Origin of the sequence: Micromonospora sp. RL09-050-HVF-A (genome assembly GCF_019374995.1) — a bacterium.
GTDB lineage: Bacteria > Actinomycetota > Actinomycetes > Mycobacteriales > Micromonosporaceae > Micromonospora > Micromonospora antibiotica.
The window spans coordinates 6,890,666-6,908,027 of record NZ_JAGKQP010000002.1; the positions used below are offsets into that span (position 1 = coordinate 6,890,666).

The following is a 17,362-nucleotide window of genomic DNA, read 5'->3' on the forward strand; positions in this document are numbered from 1 at the left end:
GACCCTCGGACCGCCCCGCTTCCCCGGGCCGGCCGGCGGGGGCCGGGGCGGCCCGGACGCCGGGCCGTGGGAGGTCCGGGTGGCGGGACGGACGGCAGGGCCGGTCAGCCGCCGTTGCTGGGTCGTTGCCGGGCCACCCGGTGCCGGGGCGCGTCCGCGGTGCCCCTCAGCTGTGCGGTGGCGTCCAGGAGGAACCGGCCGAGCCGGGCCCGGGCCTGCACCACCGGGTGGGTGGCGCCGAAGTTGTCCCGGTCGGCTTGGCCGTCGGCGAAGAGGACGTAGGTCAGCACGGCCGCCCCGGTGGTGTCGAAGACCACACCGGCCTCGTGCCGGGCGTCGACGAACCAGCCCGCCTTGGTGGCCACCCGGGCCCGCTCCGCCGAGGACATGGTGCGCCGGATGCCGTCGGTGAAGGCGACCGGGGCGCGCAGCAGCTTGAGTACGAGGGCGGTCGACGACGGCGACAGCAGGGTGCCGGCGACCAGGGCGCGCAGCAGCGCGTGCGTCTCCCGGGCGGTGCTGGTGCCCAGATAGAACCGGTGCGGGTCGGACAGCGGCTGCACCTGGGTGTTGGGGAAACCCTTTGCGGCGAGGGTGCGGTTGATCTCGGCGGCCGGGCAGACCAGACCGCACAGCCGCGACGCGGTGTCGTCGGAGACGGTGAGCAGGTTGGCCAGCACGTGCCCGACCGTCACCGAACTGGGGTAGGCGGTGTCCAGGACGAAGATGCCGTCACCGCCGGGCACCACGGTCGAGGCGGCCACCTCGACCCGCTGGTCGAGGGTGAGCAGCCCCCGGTCGATCTTGTCGAGCACTGCGACGGCCACCGCGATCTTGTTGACGCTGTACGCCTCGACCCGCCGGTCGGCGGACTCGGAGACCGCGACCAGCGGGGTGACCCCGTTCTCCAGGCTGAGGTGGACCTGCCAGTTCCCGCCGGTCAGCGACTTCTCCCGCTGGAAGGCCGCAGCGATCCTCGGGGCGACGAGCTCGGGGCTCGCCGCGGGGGCAGCGGACTTGCCGGGGCGGCCGGCGGCCGATGCCGGTGTGCCGACGAGTACCGCCCCGGCCGTGGCGGCCGTGCCGAGACCCAGCGCCGTCCTGCGGTTCACCCTGCTGGTCACGTCTCTCCCGTCGAGCGGTGCCCGGAGCTGTCTCCGGGCCACCACTCTAGGTGGGCGGACCGGCCCGTGGGGGGCTGCTCACCGCCGCCGACGCCGGGCCGCCCCACCCGCCGCGAGTGCCGTCCCGACCGCCAGCGCCGTCCCGGCCGCGACCGCCGCCCCCGCCGCGACCGCCGTCGCCGCCCGGCCGGTCGGGGCACCGGCCCGGCGCAGCAGATCGGACAGCTCCGGCAGCCACCCGCCGCGGACGGCCGCGCCCGCCGGGTCCGGGGAGAAGACGACACCGTCGTGCGGGGCGACCGGCTGCCCGGTCAGCCCGCCGCGCCGCATCAACGGCCCGACGAGCGCGTCGTAGACGCCCGGCAGGAGGGTGAAGCCACCCCGCATGAGCAGGTTGACCCGGCCCACCGACACCTCCCGGCGGCGGGGCCGGTCGGCCAGGCGCGCGACGGCCCGGGCCACCCGCTGCGGGGTGGTGATCGGCAGCGGTGGCCGGCCGGCCCGCCCCAGGTAGTTCGCCGCCCGTTGGTAGACCGGGGTGTCCACGCTGCCCGGGGTGACCAGGCAGACGTGCACCCCGGGCAGGTCCCGGGCCTCCTGCTGCACCGAACGGACCAACCCCTGAAGGCCCCACTTGCTGGTCACGTAGCCGCTCATGTAGGGGGCGGTGACGTGCCCGAGGACCGAACCGGTGAGGATCAGGGTGCCCCCGCTGGCCGCCCGGAAGCAGCGCAGCGCCACCCGGACGACGCCGGCCGCGCCGAGCAGGTCGGTGCGGACCACCTGGTCGAAGACCTCCGCCGGGATCTCCTCGAACCGGCCGTACGCCATCACCGCCGCGGTGTGCACCCACACGTCGATCCGACCGAACTCGCGTACCGCCGTGTCGGCCAGGGCGTCGAGCGCGTCGGGGTCGGTCACGTCGGTGGGCACCGTGCGTACCCGGTCCGCGCCGGCCGTGCGGCACTCCCGGCGTACCTCGGCCAGGCTGGTGGGGGAGCGGGCGGCGAGGACCAGCCGGTCCCCGCGCCCGGCGAACTCCCGGGCCGCCGCGCGGCCGATGCCGCTGGTGGCCCCGGTGACCACCACCACCCGACTCACGGAGCCAACACGACCTTGACGCAGCCGTCCTCCTTCTTCTGGAACATCTCGTACGCCTTCGGCGCGTCCACCAGCGGCACCCGGTGGGTCCGCAGGTCCTCCACGCCCAGCGGGTCGTCGTCGCCGGACAGCAGCGGCAGGATCTCGTCGGTCCACCGGCGTACGTGGCACTGACCCATCCGCAGTTGGATGCCCCGGTCGAACATCTCCATCAGCGGCATCGGGTCCACCTCGCCGCCGTACACCCCGGAGATCGAGACGGTGCCGCCGCGCCGCACCGCCTTGAGGGCGGCCTTGAGCACGGTCAACCGGTCCACACCGACCTTGTCGATCATCTTCTCGGCCAGCTTGTCCGGTAGCAGCCCGGCGGCGTGCTGGGCCAGCTTGCCGCTGGTGGAGCCGTGCGACTCCATCCCGACCGCGTCGATCACCGCGTCCGGGCCGCGCCCGTCGACCAGGTCGACCAGCGCGCCGGGCACGTCGTCGAGCTGGCTGACGTCGAGCGTCTCGATGCCGTGCCGGCGGGCCATCTCCAGCCGCTCGGGCACCAGGTCCAGCCCGATCACCCGGCCCGCGCCGAGGTGCCGGCCGATCCGGGCGCAGAACTGCCCGACCGGGCCGAGGCCGAACACGGCCAGGGTGCCACCGGGCGGGGTGTCGGCGTACCTCACCGCCTGCCAGGCGGTGGGCAGGATGTCGCTGAGGTACAGGTAGCGCTCGTCGGCCCCGGTCTGCGGGATGACGATCGGGCCGAACTGCGCCTGCGGGACCCGCAGGTACTCGGCCTGCCCACCGGGGACCGAACCGTAGAGGGAGGTGTAGCCGAACAGCGACGCGCCCTTGCCCTCGGCGGTCACCTGGGTCGTCTCGCACTGGGCGAAAAGCTGCCGCTCGCACATCCAGCAGTGCCCGCAGGCGATGTTGAACGGGACGACCACCCGGTCGCCGGGCTTGAGTCGGGTCACCCCGGAGCCGACCTCCTCGACGACGCCCATCGGCTCGTGCCCGAGGATGTCACCGGGCTTCAGGTACGGCCCGAGCACCTCGTACAGGTGCAGGTCGGAGCCGCAGATCGCGGTCGAGGTGATCCGGACGATCGCGTCCGTCGGCTCCTCGATCCGGGGGTCCGGGACCTCGTCCACCCGGACGTCGCGCTTGCCGTGCCAGGTCAGTGCCTTCATCGCTGAGTCCCCTCGCCGTGCCGTCGAGGGGTCTGCTACCCGAGCGGGGACGCTTGAACCGGCCACCGGCCAGCCAAGGTCGGCGGCCCACCGAGCCGTGATCGTCCCCTGCCCCGGCCCCTGCCCTGATCGTCCCCTGCCCCGGCCCCTGCCGTGATCGTCCCCTGCCCCGGCCCCTGCCGTGATCGTCCCCTGCCCCGGCCCCTGCCGTGATCGTCCTGGACCACCGCCGTGATCGTGCTCGGTCCTTGCCCGTGGTCGTCCCCGGTCTCCGTCGTGATCGCGCTCGATCCTGGATGTAGTGGCCTCATGGCGTGCGGAGGCCACTACATCCAGGATCGAGCCCGCAGCCCGCAGCCCGCAGCCCGCAGCCCGCAGCGCGGGGCGTGGGGCCCGGAGCGCGGGGCACGCTGGGTGTGGGGCGTGGGGCGTGGGGCGGAGGCGTGGGGGCGGGACGGAGCGACCGCCGCACCCCTCGGTCGGGGGTGCGGCGGTCGGAGGGTCCGGAGGCGGCCGGTCGGACCGTCGGTGGGGTCAGGAACCGGGGGTGTCGCCGCGCTTGGCGGTGGCGGTGAGGTAGTCCCGGTTGAGCCGGCCGATGGTGTTCAGCGGGATGCCCTTGGGGCAGACCGCGGTGCACTCGCCGGCGTTGGTGCAGCCGCCGAAGCCGGCCTCGTCGTGCGCGTCGACCATGCCGATCACCCGGGTGTAGCGCTCCGGTTGGCCCTGCGGCAGCAGCGACAGCTGGGTGACCTTGGCGGCGGTGAAGAGCATGCCGGAGCCGTTGGGGCAGGCCGCCACACAGGCCCCGCAGCCGATGCAGGCGGCGGATTCGAAAGCCGCGTCGGCGTTGGCCTTGGCCACCGGGGCGGCGTGCGCCTCGGGGGCGCTGCCGGTCGGCGCGGTGATGTAGCCACCGGCCGCGATGATCTTGTCGAAGGCGTTCCGGTTGACCACCAGGTCCTTGATCACCGGGAACGCGCGGGCCCGCCACGGCTCGATGTCGATCGTCTCGCCGTCTTTGAACTGCCGCATGTGCAGTTGGCAGGCGGTGGTGCCGCGCTGCGGGCCGTGCGCGTCCCCGTTGATCATCAGGCCGCACATGCCGCAGATGCCCTCGCGGCAGTCGTGGTCGAACGCGACCGGCTCCTCCCCGGAGAGGATCAGCCGCTCGTTGAGCACGTCGAGCATCTCCAGGAACGACATGTCGGGGGAGACGTCGTCGACCGGGTAGGTCACCATCCGCCCCTTGTCCTGGGGGCCGGACTGACGCCAGATGCGCAGGGTCAGGTTCACTTGTAGCTCCGCTGCGTGGGGTGGACGTACTCGAACTTCAGGTCTTCCTTGTGCAGCACGGCCGGCTCACCGGTGCCGGTGAACTCCCAGGCCGCCACGTAGGCGAACCGGTCGTCGTCGCGCTGCGCCTCACCGTCGGGGGTCTGGTGCTCGGCCCGGAAGTGGCCGCCGCAGGACTCCTCGCGGTGCAGGGCGTCGATGCACATCAGCTCGGCCAGCTCGAAGAAGTCGGCCACCCGACCGGCCTTCTCCAGCGACTGGTTGAGCCCTTCGCCGTCGCCCGGCACCCGGACCCGCTGCCAGAACTGCTCCCGCAGTGCCCGGATCTCGTCGATGGCCTTGCGCAGCCCGGCCTCGGAGCGCTCCATGCCGCAGTGCTCCCACATGATCTGACCCAGCTCCCGGTGGAACGAGTCCACCGTCCGGTCGCCGTTCACGGCCAGCAGCCGGGCGATCCGGTCTTCCACCTCGCGCCGGGCCTGCACCGCCGCCGGGTGGCTGGCGTCGACCTTCTCCCGGGGCCCGGACGCCAGGTAGTGGGCGATCGTGGTGGGCAGCACGAAGTACCCGTCGGCCAGGCCCTGCATCAGTGCCGACGCGCCGAGCCGGTTCGCGCCGTGGTCGGAGAAGTTGGCTTCACCGATGACGAACAGGCCGGGGATGGTCGACTGGAGGTCGTAGTCGACCCACAGCCCGCCCATCGTGTAGTGCACGGCCGGGTAGATCCGCATCGGCACCTGGTACGGGTCCTCGCCGGTGATCCGCTCGTACATCTCGAACAGGTTGCCGTACTTGGCCTCGATGGCCTTGCGGCCGAGCCGGTCGATCGCGTCGGAGAAGTCGAGGTAGACCCCGAGCTTGGTCGGCCCGACGCCCCGGCCCTCGTCGCAGACGTTCTTGGCGGCCCGGGAAGCGATGTCCCGGGGGACCAGGTTGCCGAACGACGGGTAGATCCGCTCCAGGTAGTAGTCCCGCTCGTTCTCGGGAATGTCCCGGGGGGCGCGGTCGTCGTCCTTGTTCTGCGGCACCCAGACCCGGCCGTCGTTGCGCAGCGACTCGCTCATCAGGGTCAGCTTGGACTGGTGGTCGCCGGAGACCGGGATGCAGGTCGGGTGGATCTGGGTGTAGCAGGGGTTGGCGAAGTACGCGCCTTTGCGGTGTGCCCGCCAGGAGGCGGTGACGTTGCAGCCCTTGGCGTTGGTGGAGAGGTAGAAGACGTTGCCGTAGCCGCCGGAGGCGAGCACCACCGCGTCGGCCATCTCGGTGCTGATCTCACCGGTGACCATGTCCCGCACCACGATGCCCCGGGCCCGGCCGTCCACGACGACCAGTTCCAGCATCTCGTGGCGGGTGTGCATCTCCACGTTGCCCAGGCCGATCTGCCGCTCCAGCGCCTGGTACGCGCCGAGCAGCAGCTGCTGGCCCGTCTGGCCCCGGGCGTAGAAGGTGCGCTGCACCTGCGCGCCGCCGAAGGAGCGGGTGTCCAGCAGCCCGCCGTACTCGCGGGCGAACGGGACGCCCTGGGCGACGCACTGGTCGATGATGTTGACCGACACCTCGGCGAGCCGGTGCACGTTCGACTCGCGGGAGCGGAAGTCGCCGCCCTTGACCGTGTCGTAGAAGAGCCGGTGCACCGAGTCGCCGTCGTTGCGGTAGTTCTTGGCCGCGTTGATGCCGCCCTGGGCGGCGATCGAGTGTGCCCGGCGCGGGCTGTCCTGGTAGCAGTAGCTGCGGACCCGGTAGCCCTGCTCGGCGAGGGTGGCGGCGGCGGAGCCACCGGCCAGGCCGGTGCCGACCACGATCACCGTCATCTTGCGCCGGTTCGCCGGGTTGACCAGCTTGGCCTCGAAGCGGCGGGTCTCCCAGCGCTTTTCGACCGGGCCGTCGGGAGCCAACGTGTCGGCGATCGGCTCGCCCTCGGTGAAGAGTTCCATGTCAGGACACCAATCCGGTGAGTACGGCGAACGGGACCACCAGGTAGCCGACGGTCAACGCGACGGCGAGGACCAGGGCCAGGGCGCGTGCCCGGCGCTCGCCCGCCGGGGTCTGCTGGCCGAGGCTGCGCAGGGCGCTGAACAGCCCGTGCCGCAGGTGGAAGCCGAGGGCGACCACCGCGAGGGTGTAGAAGAGCGTCACGTACCAGCGGTCCGGCGCGAAGTCGGCCACCACGTTGGCCTGCGGCCGGGCCGGATCGCCGACCGGGTTCAGGTGTCCGGTGGTCAGGTCCAGGATGTGGTAGACCACAAAGAGCGCGATGATCACCCCGCCCCAGCGCATGGTGCGGGCCGCGTAGCTGCCCTGGACCTTCTTGCGGTGGGCGTAGCGGACCGGGCGGGCGGCGCGGGCGCGCAGCGCCAGCACGGTGGCCGCCCAGATGTGGCCGACCAGGGCGAGCAGCAGCACGCCGCGTTGCAGCCACAGGTACCAGCCGGGGGCCAGCAGCGGGGTGCCCAGGTCGCGCAGCCAGTGCGCGTAGTGGTTGAACGACTCGGCGCCGGTGAAGATCTTGAGGTTGCCGAGCATGTGGGCGACGAGGAACAGCACGAGCATGATGCCCGTCACCGCCATGACGGCCTTGAGGCCGACGTTCGAGCGGATGGGCGACCGAGTTTTCGTGATTACCACCTGACCGACGCTAGGAGCCCTGCAATCAGTCGTCCAATGCATCGACCTCGCAGTCTCGATAGCCATAAGCTATGAAGATGCAGCTCCATCAGCTGAGGTACTTCGTCGCGGTGGCTGAAGTACGACATTTCACCCAAGCCGCCGACCTCGTCGGCATAACCCAGCCGTCGTTGAGTAAGCAAGTTCACGCTCTGGAGACCGCCCTCGGCGCCCCCCTGTTCGAGCGGGTACGCGGCAACATCGCCCTCACCGCCGCCGGTGAGGTGCTGCTGCCGTTGGCCAAGCGCATCCTCGCCGACGTCGACACCGCCACCCGGGAGGTGCAGGAACTGGTCGGCCTGCGCCGGGGCCGGGTCCGGCTCGGGGCCACCCCCAGCCTGGCCACCTCGCTCGCCCCACCGGTGCTGCGCCGGTTCCGCGACGCCCACCCCGCCGTCGACCTGCGGGTCGAGGAGGGCGGCTCGCAGGACCTGGTCCGCGACCTGCTGCGCGGCGACCTCGACCTCGCCCTGATCATCATGCCCGCGCAGGGGGCCGACCCCGGGCTGCGGGTCGACCCGATCCTGCGGGAGAGCCTGGTGATCGCCTCGGTGGAGCCGCTGCCCGCCGCCCTGGTCAGCGGCGAGTTGCGGATCACCGACCTGCGCGACCAACCGCTGGTGATGTTCCGCGAGGGCTACGACCTGCGCGACGCCACCATCCAGGCGTGCCGGGAGGCCGGCTTCGAGCCCACCTTCTCGGTCGACGGCGGCGAGATGGACGCCGTGCTCAGCTTCGTCGAGGCCGGCCTGGGCATCGCCCTGGTGCCGGGCATCGTGGTCAGCCGCCGCCCCGGCATCCGGGTCACCCGGCTCGCCCCGCCCGGGGTGCGCCGGACCATCGCGGTGGCCCGCCGCCGCGACGTGGTGCCCACCCACGCCGGGCGGGAGCTGCGCCGCATCCTGCTCGACTACGTGCACGCGGCCACCAGCACCAGCGACCTGCCGCCGGGCGTGGAACCGCTGCCCTGATCAGCGCCCCTCGGCGTCGTCCATCGCGCGGTAGATGCGCTGCTCGGAGACCGGATAGGGGGTGCCGAGGGCCTGCGCGAAGACGTTCACCCGCAACTCCTCGATCATCCAGCGGATCTGCCGCACCGGGGCCGAGGCGCGGCGGGCCGGGGGCAGCCCGGCCACCAGGTCCCGGTACTCCTTCTGCACCGTGGCGATCCGGTCCTGCTGGGACTTGTCCCGCTGCGGGTTGGCGGTCAGCCGGTCCAGCCGGCGCTCCATCGCGGTCAGGTAGCGCAGCAGGTCGGGCAGGCGCGCGTAGCCGGTCTCGGTGATGAAGTCCTTGTGCACCAGGCCGGTGAGCTGCTGGCGCAGGTCGGCCAGGGCGGCCACCACGGCCAGGTTGCGGGTCGCGCCGAGGCGCTGCTCCACCGCGTACGCGGCGGCGAGCACCTGGCGGACCCGGCCCATCACCTCCACCACCGTGTCGACCAGGTCGGCGCGGACCCGGTCACGCAGCGCGGCGAAGCCGTCGGCGTCCCAGGCCGGCCCGCCCGCGTCGGCGATCAGCTTGTCGATGGCGGCCCCGGCGGCGTCGGCGATGAGCTGCTGCACCCCACCGTGCGGGTTGCGGCTCAGCGCCAGCTTCGCCTCGTTGCTCAGCCGCCCCTGGAGGAACTGCGCCGGTGACGGCACGGTCAGCCGCAACAACCGCCGGGTGCCCGCCCAGTGCGCGGCGGCCTGCTCCGCCTCGGAGTCGAAGACCTTCACCCCGACCGTCGTACCCTCGTCGACCAGCGCCGGGTAGGCGGTCACCGCGTAGCCGGCCCGGACCTGCTCGATGGTGCGGGGCAGGGTGCCGATGGTCCACCCGGTCAGCCCGGTCCGGGCCACCTCCGGTGCGGCGGCGGCCACCACCTGGCGTACCTCCTGGCGGAGCTGGCGTTGCAGGGCCGGCAGGTCCTTGCCCTCGGCGACCGGCTTGTCGGCGTCACCGATCACCCGGAACGTCACCCGCAGGTGCGGCGGCAGCTTCGCCGGCTCCCACGCCTCCCGGGGCACGGTCACCCCGGTCATCCGGCGCAGCTGCCGGCTGAGCGCGTCCAGCAGCGGCTCCGCACCGGGGGTGATCGCGGCGAGCGCCGCGCGGGCGTGGTCCGGCACCGGGACGAAGTTGCGTCGGATCGGCTTGGGCAGCGACCGGATCAACGCGATCACCAGCTCCTCGCGCAGCCCCGGCACCTGCCAGTCGAAACTCTCCGCCGGCACCTGGTTGAGCAGCGGCAGCGGGATGTCGACGGTGACGCCGTCGGTGGCGACCGTCGGGTCGAAGGTGTACGTCAGCGGCAGGGTCACCCCGTCGGCCTGCCACTCGTCCGGAAAGTCGGCCTCGTCGACCCCGCCACGCCCGGCATTGACCAGCACCTCCCGGGTGAGGGTGAGCAGGTCGGGCTGCTCGTGCCGGGCCTTCTTCCACCAGGCGTCGAAGTGTCGCCCGGAGACCACGTCGGCGGGGATGCGCTGGTCGTAGAAGGCGAAGATGCTCTCGTCGTCGACCAGGATGTCCCGGCGGCGGGCCCGGTTCTCCAGCTCCTCGATCTCGGTGCGGAGCTTCTCGTTGTCCCGCCAGAACGGGTGGTGGGTCTGCCAGTCCCCCTCGACCAGGGCGTGCCTGATGAACAGCTCCCGGCTCAGCGCCGGATCGATCCGCCCAAAGTTGACCTTGCGGGAGGTGACCAGCGGGACGCCGTACAGGGTGACCTTCTCGTAGGCCATCACGGCGGCCTGCTTCTTCTCCCAGTGCGGCTCGCTGTAGCTGCGCTTGACCAGGTGCTGGGCCAGCGGCTCCACCCACTCCGGCTCGACCCGCCCGGCGACCCGGCCCCACAGCCGGGAGGTCTCCACCAGCTCGGCGGCCATCACCCAGCGCGGCGGCTTCTTGAACAGCGCCGAGCCGGGGAAGACCGCGAACTTCGCCCCCCGGGCGCCCAGGTACTCGTGCTTCTGGGCGTCCTTGAGCCCGATGTGCGACAGCAGGCCGGGCAACAGCGACTGGTGCACCTTCGGGGTGTCGATCTCCTCCGGCAGGTCGGCGGCCGGACCGCGCCGGCCCCCGTCGGGCGGGCCTGCGTCGCGCCCCGCCGCCCCCGACGCCCGTCACCCTGTTCCGGGGTACGCAGCACCTGGCGCAACTGGGCGACGATGTCCTGCCACTCGCGTACCCGCAGGTAGTTGAGGTACTCCGCCCGGCACATCCGGCGGAACGCGCTGGACGACAGCTCCCGCTGCTGCTCCCGCAGGTAACGCCACAGGTTGAGGAACGACACGAAGTCCGATTCCTTGTCGGCGAACCGGGCGTGCGCCTGGTCGGCCTGGGCCTGCTTCTCCGCCGGCCGCTCCCGCGGGTCCTGGATCGACAGCGCGGCGGCGATCACCAGCACCTCGGTGGCGCAGCCGTTACGCTCGCCCTCGATCACCATCCGGGCCAGCCGGGGGTCGACCGGGAGCTGGGCCAGCCGACGGCCCAACGGGGTGAGCCGCCTGGCCGGGTCGGCCTCGGTCGGGTCCAACGCGCCCAGCTCGTGCAGCAGGTTGACCCCGTCGGTGACGTTGCGCCGGTCCGGTGGGTCGATGAACGGGAACGCGGCGAGGTCACCGAGACCGATCGCGGTCATCTGGAGGATCACCGAGGCCAGGTTGGTGCGCAGGATCTCCGGGTCGGTGAACTCCGGCCGGGAGGCGAAGTCCTGCTCGTCGTAGAGCCGGATGCAGATACCGTCGGAGGTCCGGCCGCAGCGGCCCTTGCGCTGGTTGGCCGACGCCTGGGAAACCGGCTCGATGGGCAGCCGCTGCACCTTCAACCGGCTGGAGTAGCGGGAGATCCGGGCCGAACCCGGGTCCACCACGTACTTGATGCCGGGCACGGTCAGCGAGGTCTCCGCGACGTTCGTGGCGAGCACCACCCGGCGACCGGGGTGGGCGGCGAAGACCCGATGCTGCTCGGCCGCCGACAGCCGGGCGTACAGCGGCAGGATCTCGGTGCCCAGCAGCGAGCGTTTCGACTGGGTCAGCTTGCCCAACGCCTCGGCGGTGTCCCGGATCTCCCGCTCCCCACTGAGGAAGACCAGGATGTCGCCCGGCCCCTCGGCGGCCAGCTCCTGCACCGCGTCGCCGATCGCCTGGATCTGGTCGCGGACGTTCTCCTCGTCGTCGGCCCCGTCCTCGTCGCCCTCGGCGACCTCGACCAACGGCCGGTAGCGCACCTCCACCGGGTACGTCCGCCCGGACACCTCGACGATCGGCGCGGGCCGGCCGTCGGCGTCGGCGAAGTGCTCGGCGAACCGGGCGGTCTCGATCGTCGCCGAGGTGATGACCACCTTGAGGTCGGGCCGCTGGGGGAGCAGTTGCCGCAGGTAGCCGAGGATGAAGTCGATGTTGAGGCTGCGCTCGTGCGCCTCGTCGATGATCAGGGTGTCGTACTGGCGCAGCATCCGGTCGGTCTGCAACTCGGCCAGCAGGATGCCGTCGGTCATCAGCTTGACCAGGCTGCGGTCGCTCACCTGGTCGGTGAAACGGACCTTGTAGCCGACCACGTCCCCCAGCTCGGTGCCGAGTTCCTCGGCGATCCGGTCGGCGACCGTCCGGGCGGCCAACCGGCGGGGCTGGGTGTGCCCGATCAGCCCGGTGATCCCACGCCCCAACTCCAGGCAGATCTTGGGCAGCTGGGTGGTCTTGCCGGAGCCGGTCTCACCGGCCACGATCACCACCTGGTGGTCACGGATCGCGGCGGCGATGTCGTCGCGGCGCTCGCTGACCGGCAACTGCGCCGGATAGGTGATGCTCGGCACGGCGGCCCGCCGGGTGGCCAGCCGGGCCTCCGCCCGGGACACCTCCCCGGCGATCTCGACCAGCGCCTCGTCGCGCCGCTGCGGGTCACGCAGCTTGCGTACCCCGTCCAGCCGACGCTGGAGGCGGCGCTGGTCGCGGAACATCAGCGGGGTGAGACGGCGGTGCAGCTCACGGGCGGACACGGCATCGGCGGGCGCGGCGGGGCCGGAGGCGGTTGGATTCTGCATGTCGTCGCCAAGGATAGGCAGCCCGCCGCCGGACCGCCCCCGGGTTACGCCTCCCGGGCTACGCGCCGCCTCCGCCGTGTGGATGTGGTCCGGGTGGCGGTCTGTTGCGGGGCGGCCCCCGGGTAGCGGCTTTCGGGCGCGGCGCCGCGCCCACCGTCGGGTGCCTCCGGTCCGGGCAGGTCACGGTGTCAGCGCGCCGACGGGTCACGGCGTTGCGGGCCGAGGGGGTCGAGACGCAGGTCACGGTGCTGCGGGCCGGGCGGTCCAGGTGTCGCCGCGTCCGTCGGAGCGCTGCCCGGGAAACCGGCCGTCGCCGGGCTACGCTGACCGCCGGACGACGCGACACGGGGGGCTGCCGGATGACGACGACGATGCTGGACACCGACCGCGCACTGGTCCAGGCGGCCACTGCGGTCGCCAAGCTGCGCTGCCGCAGCGACAACCACTCCGTCGCGGCGGCCGCCCGGACCGCCGACGGCCGGGTGTTCACCGGGGTGAACCTCGCCCACTTCACCGGCGGCCCCTGCGCCGAGCTGGTGGCCCTCGGCGCCGCCGCCACCCAGGGGGAGACGGAACTGGAGACCATCGTCGCCGTGGGCGACCGGGGGCGCGGGGTGCTCCCGCCGTGCGGACGATGCCGGCAGGTACTGCTCGACTACCACCCGGGCATCCAGGTCATCGTCGGGCCGATCGACGCGCTGCGGAAACTGCCGGTGACCGACCTGCTGCCGGACAGCTACGTCTGGGCCGACCAGCAGCTGGATGCGTCGGCGATCGTGCGGACCGGGCAGTGGCCGATGCCGACGGTCCCGGCCAGCCGGCCCGCCTCGGAGGACTGACCCGGCGTCGAGCCCCGATCCCTCCCGGTCCCGGCTTCTCGGTGTGGAGCCCCTGTTCTCTACTCCTCGGTCCTTGGCGTCAACCCGTGGGCCGATTCTTGGTGTCGAACCGTGGGCCGATCCTTGGCGTCGCTGGACTCGGTGGAGGCGTTCCTGCGCGGTCTTCTCGGCTGGCGCGAGTTCCTCCGGCAGCTACCCGTCGGCCGCTCCTTGGTGTCGAACCGTGGGTCCTCGGTGTCGACGTCGGGGTCTCGATCCGTCAGGGCAAGCGTGACGCATGACGTCTCCGGCGATGTCTGGAAGATCCGCGTCGGCATCGCCAACAAGATCCTCGATGCCCTGGCCAGCACCTGACGGACTGATCCACCTCGCCCGCCCTCCGAAGTAGGACGGGCCTCCTCCCCGGACCCGGGTCTCCTTCCTTGGCACCAGGGGCCCTGCCCCGAACCCTGGGGGTCCTTGCTCGGCACCGTGGCCCCTTCCCTGACACCTGGGCCCCTTCCCCGGCACCGGGTGCGTCTTTTCCGACCGCAGTTGGAGGCCACTACATCCTGGTTCGAGCACGATCTTGCGCCGCGCGGACCCGCATCCTCGGCCTCGCTACGCCGGTCCCCGTGGTACCGAGTCCAGGGGCGTCCGCGCGGCGGGATGGGCGGGGTGGTGAAAGCCAGCAGCGTCCGAGCCTCGACGCTGCTGGCGGGTGCGCTGCTGGGTGGGCCGGGGGAGGGTGGTCGCGGTGGGTCGGTGGGCTGCCGGTGGGGGCTGGCCGGTCCGGGTGGGCTCTGCTCCTCCCGGACCGGCCGTTGCCCGGGATCAGGCGGCGGTGGACCAGATGGCGCGGAAGGCGGCGGCCTCGCCGGCCAACCACTGCTCCACCTGTGCCGACTTGACGTGCTCGCGTGTCCGGTGCGCCACCCCCCGCCGCACGTCGACCAGGACCGGCTCGGCGTGCGGCAGCACCGCGTCCATGTGCCGGGCCATCAGGTGCAGGGTGGCCAACGCCGCCTCCTCGCTCGGCGGGGTCTCGTCGAAGTGCAGCCGGACCGCCTCGGCGTGACCGTCGGCGTACCGGATGCCGAAGTGGGGGTTGATCTTGACGGGTAGGTCGCCGAGCATCGCGAGGGCGTCGCGGGTCTGCGCCAGGTCGATGCCGGCCGGCTCGCCCAGCGACTCCAGCCAGGCCGTCGCGCCGGGCACCAGTGCCTGGTAGAGCGGACGCCAGCGCGGCTTGACCACGTCGGCCACGCCGGCCAGGTGGGTGCCGCCGGTGTGGAAGGCGATGTCGGCCTTGAGCGCCTTGACGAACTGGCCGTGCGGGTTGAAGCCGTGCCGGCTGGCTCGCTGCTTGCGCAGCCCGCCGACGAAGCTTGCCTTGGTGGGCCCGGTGCGGTCGACGTACCGGGTGAAGCCGAGGAGGGTGGCGTACGGCGTGAGGGGGGCGTTGACGGGCGCGGTCACGAGCGTCCTCCCAGGTCAGGAACTCGATTAGTACATACATTCTAATCGACGGGTGTGACATCTCCCAGGGTCTGGAGGGGGGTTCTCTTGTCCTGTCCAGTCGAGCCTTGCGGTGTCCAGATCCACCTGGCGGGGGTTGACATGGAACGGTCCGTTCGTGGCGTACACGATGCAGGTCTGACGGACTCCGCGATGACCGTCCAGACCTACTTTCGGGGCGCTGGCCAGCGACCAGCCGACCGAGATCTTCGGCTGGACCGGCCAGCAGCCGTGTCCGCGCTGCTCAGGAGCCCTGGAACGCCCGCCAGAACGGCGGCTCGCCTTGACCGGCCGGTGCGGTGACGCCCGACTCCGGCAATCCCGGCGCCGGGTCCAACACCAGCGGCCGCAGCAGCCGCGCCACCACCAGGCCGACCACCACCGCGATCAGCGCTCCGATGGTGTCCTGGTCGGCGCTGTTGACCGGCGGGCTGCCGGCCATCGCGGTGAATAGGCTGCCGACCGGCAGGAGGATCGAGAGGTAGGTCAGCGGCACGATCAGCGCAGGGATGGCGACTGCAGCGACGGCGAGGGCCACCATGGGGCGCAGCCACTGCCGGGCCGTGCGCGGGCGGGGCCCGGCCAGCATCACCACGGCGAACAGGGCCAGCGCGAGGGCCAGCAGGACCCCGTGGAACCGGCCGTCGACGGGCTGCGGATACCGCAGGCGCACCAGCCACGGGCCGGCGGCGGCGAGCAGGACGGCCGCAACCGTGGCGGCGGCCCGCCAGCGGCTGACCGTCCCGGCCGCGCGGACCGCGGCGAGCACGGCGACCGCCGCAAGCAGCGAACCAGCAGCCGCACTGCCCAGGTTCAATCCGGGCTCCCCGTCGGTCGGTGACTCGGTCTGGGTCGTGATGGCCGACAGCACGGCGGCGACGATCGCCACGGTCAGCAGCACCGGCGGGCGGGGCACGACCGCTGCGGCGCCGATGACTGCACAGGCCACCACGGCGACCGAGACCGCCGCGACAGCCAGCCCGGTGGTGGCCGAGGACGTCAGGTCCAGCTGGTCGAGCACGATGTCGGCGGCCAGCCCGGCGACCCCGCCGAACAGCACGCCGCGGGTGGCCCGGCGGTCCCCGCGTACCTGCACGACCAGGCTCAGGACGATCGCGATCAACGCGCTCCAGCGCAGTTCCCGGGCCCAGTACGTGTTGTTCTCGCCGATCGCGCCGTCGGTCGGCTCGCTCAACGGTTGCCACACCGTCATGCCGATCGCCCACACCAGCGCCGCGGCGGCGGCCAGCACCGTCAGCACAACCCGGACCACGGTGACCCGGGGACCGGCGGCCGGAACCGCAACGGCGGGTACGGCAGCCGAGGCCCGCGACGCGAGCCCGTCCTCGGCCGGTGCCGACCAGCGGCGCACCACGGCCCGGCCGAAGACGACCGCACACACCGTCCATGGCAGCAGGAACAGTCCGACGCCGGCCAGCTGGTCTGGTAGGAGGAACATCGGCACGCCCGGGACGCCCTGCGACAACAGCACGCCGACGACGGGCGGCAGGACCACGGCGACCGGCACGGCGACCACCGGCCAGATCCGGGCGCCGCGGATGCCGGTGACCACCAGCAACCCGGTGGTCACCGCCCACACCGCGGCCATCGCCACGGACACCACCAGCGGTTCGTAGGTCAGCTCGGCCAGAACGTACGGCATCGGCACGGCCAGCGGCACGACCACCGAGGCGGCGGCGCCCAGACTGCCTGCCGGGCCCGGCTCCGGCGCCACACGCCGACCGGCCCACCGACCCACCAGGACGGCGTAGACCATCACCACGGCGGCGGTCACGCCGGCATGGAACAGGCGGCCGATCAGGAACCCGGTGTCGTCGGCCGGCACGAGTTCCGGCAGTGACGTGACCATCTCCCGGACGACCAGGGCCAGCCCGTAGCCGAAAGCGCCGGCCATCGCTACCCGCGCCATGGTCCGCAGCGTCGCCCCAGCCCGCATCCACTCCCAGCTGCCGCGTGGCGCCCCACTCTCGTCGAAGGTCAGCGGCGTGACGGCGAGACTGGCCGCGAAGGCCATCCGGCGCCATCCGGTGCCGCGGCGCTGCCGCAGCATGGCGACCTCGGCGACCCATTCGCGGGCCATGTCGTCGCGCTGGCTGACCGGCCAACGCCGGGCGGCCGTCCGCAGGCAGGCCGCGATCAGCCGGTCTACGAAGCCCACGTCGGCTCCACCCGGACGGCCGCGCCGGGCGTGGCGGTGCGCTGCCGGTAGGCGGCGAGCCCGGCCCGGGCGGCCACGAGGCCGTCGGCGCTGAGCCGGTACCAGCGACGGGCCGGCCGGCCCGCCGCGGAGGGATCGATGTCCTCCCAGTGCGCGTCGAGCCAGCCGGCGTGCTGCAGCCGGCTGAGGATCGGGTAGACGGTACCGCTGGGATAGCCGGTCACCTGCATGATGTCGAGGCCGTACCGTTCGGCTGCCGGGTCGGTGAGAAACGCCGCCAGCACGCCGGCCACGGCGGCCGTCATACGAGGGGATGACGCCATGGGCCGTACGCTACATAGGGTCGGCGAGTTTGGCTACATAGGGTCTCAGAGATGGCCGGCGCCGCATCGTTGCGGTCCGAACATCACCGGGTCCCGGAGATCGTCGGCCCGGCGCGTCCGGTGGACGCGGCC

The 17,362-nt window shown here is 72.5% G+C and carries 12 protein-coding genes and 1 pseudogene; 3 read left to right on the forward strand and 10 right to left on the reverse strand.

The genetic code is table 11. The features are described from left to right. Positions 1-104 precede the first annotated feature (104 nt). The 6 genes from J7462_RS30175 to J7462_RS30200 all read right to left on the reverse strand — a co-directional run bounded on the left by J7462_RS30175 (position 105) and on the right by J7462_RS30200 (position 7,321). Positions 105-1,124 (reverse strand): serine hydrolase, encoded by a 1,020-nt coding sequence (locus J7462_RS30175; protein WP_219469364.1) that lies wholly within the window; start codon positions 1,122-1,124, stop codon positions 105-107. 78 nt (positions 1,125-1,202) lie between these two features. Continuing rightward, positions 1,203-2,225 carry an SDR family NAD(P)-dependent oxidoreductase gene (locus tag J7462_RS30180; protein ID WP_219469368.1) on the reverse strand — a complete coding sequence of 341 codons (1,023 nt, stop codon included), beginning with the start codon at positions 2,223-2,225 and terminating at the stop codon, positions 1,203-1,205. After that, positions 2,222-3,406: a zinc-dependent alcohol dehydrogenase gene (locus J7462_RS30185; RefSeq protein ID WP_219469371.1), complete on the reverse strand. Its 1,185-nt coding sequence runs from the start codon at positions 3,404-3,406 to the stop codon at positions 2,222-2,224. Before J7462_RS30185 ends, J7462_RS30180 begins: the two co-directional genes overlap by 4 nt. A gap of 534 nt (positions 3,407-3,940) precedes the next feature. After that, positions 3,941-4,702 (reverse strand): succinate dehydrogenase/fumarate reductase iron-sulfur subunit, encoded by a 762-nt coding sequence (locus tag J7462_RS30190; protein ID WP_208568989.1) that lies wholly within the window; start codon positions 4,700-4,702, stop codon positions 3,941-3,943. Further along, the gene (locus J7462_RS30195; protein WP_219469374.1) at positions 4,699-6,636 is read right to left on the reverse strand and encodes a fumarate reductase/succinate dehydrogenase flavoprotein subunit; all 1,938 of its coding nucleotides are present in this window, start codon (positions 6,634-6,636) and stop codon (positions 4,699-4,701) included. Before J7462_RS30195 ends, J7462_RS30190 begins: the two co-directional genes overlap by 4 nt. Position 6,637: 1 nt before the next feature. Then, positions 6,638-7,321 (reverse strand): succinate dehydrogenase cytochrome b subunit, encoded by a 684-nt coding sequence (locus J7462_RS30200; RefSeq protein WP_308291136.1) that lies wholly within the window; start codon positions 7,319-7,321, stop codon positions 6,638-6,640. A gap of 77 nt (positions 7,322-7,398) precedes the next feature. On the opposite strand from J7462_RS30200, the gene J7462_RS30205 reads away from it, so the two are divergent. Next, complete coding sequence (locus J7462_RS30205) at positions 7,399-8,337, forward strand: LysR family transcriptional regulator (protein WP_208568987.1); 939 nt, start codon at positions 7,399-7,401, stop codon at positions 8,335-8,337. Here J7462_RS30205 and hrpA read toward each other — a convergent pair. After that, positions 8,338-12,392, reverse strand: a pseudogene (hrpA, locus tag J7462_RS30210) (ATP-dependent RNA helicase HrpA). A gap of 359 nt (positions 12,393-12,751) precedes the next feature. Here hrpA and J7462_RS30215 point away from each other — a divergent pair. Together J7462_RS30215 and J7462_RS30220 are read left to right on the forward strand one after the other, a co-directional pair. Continuing rightward, positions 12,752-13,231: a cytidine deaminase gene (locus J7462_RS30215; RefSeq protein ID WP_208568985.1), complete on the forward strand. Its 480-nt coding sequence runs from the start codon at positions 12,752-12,754 to the stop codon at positions 13,229-13,231. A gap of 141 nt (positions 13,232-13,372) precedes the next feature. Next, entirely contained in the window at positions 13,373-13,585 is a 213-nt protein-coding gene (locus J7462_RS30220) for a hypothetical protein (protein WP_219469380.1), read from the forward strand. Positions 13,586-14,044: 459 nt separating this feature from the next. On the opposite strand, the gene J7462_RS30225 is transcribed toward J7462_RS30220, so the two are convergent. From J7462_RS30225 to J7462_RS30235, 3 genes are all read right to left on the reverse strand, one after another. Continuing rightward, positions 14,045-14,689, reverse strand: coding sequence for a hypothetical protein (locus J7462_RS30225; protein ID WP_219469383.1), 645 nt, complete (start codon positions 14,687-14,689; stop codon positions 14,045-14,047). 283 nt (positions 14,690-14,972) lie between these two features. Further along, the gene (locus J7462_RS30230; RefSeq protein ID WP_219469385.1) at positions 14,973-16,907 is read right to left on the reverse strand and encodes a hypothetical protein; all 1,935 of its coding nucleotides are present in this window, start codon (positions 16,905-16,907) and stop codon (positions 14,973-14,975) included. Further along, positions 16,895-17,230 carry a PadR family transcriptional regulator gene (locus J7462_RS30235; protein ID WP_219469388.1) on the reverse strand — a complete coding sequence of 112 codons (336 nt, stop codon included), beginning with the start codon at positions 17,228-17,230 and terminating at the stop codon, positions 16,895-16,897. Before J7462_RS30235 ends, J7462_RS30230 begins: the two co-directional genes overlap by 13 nt. Positions 17,231-17,362: the final 132 nt, after the last annotated feature.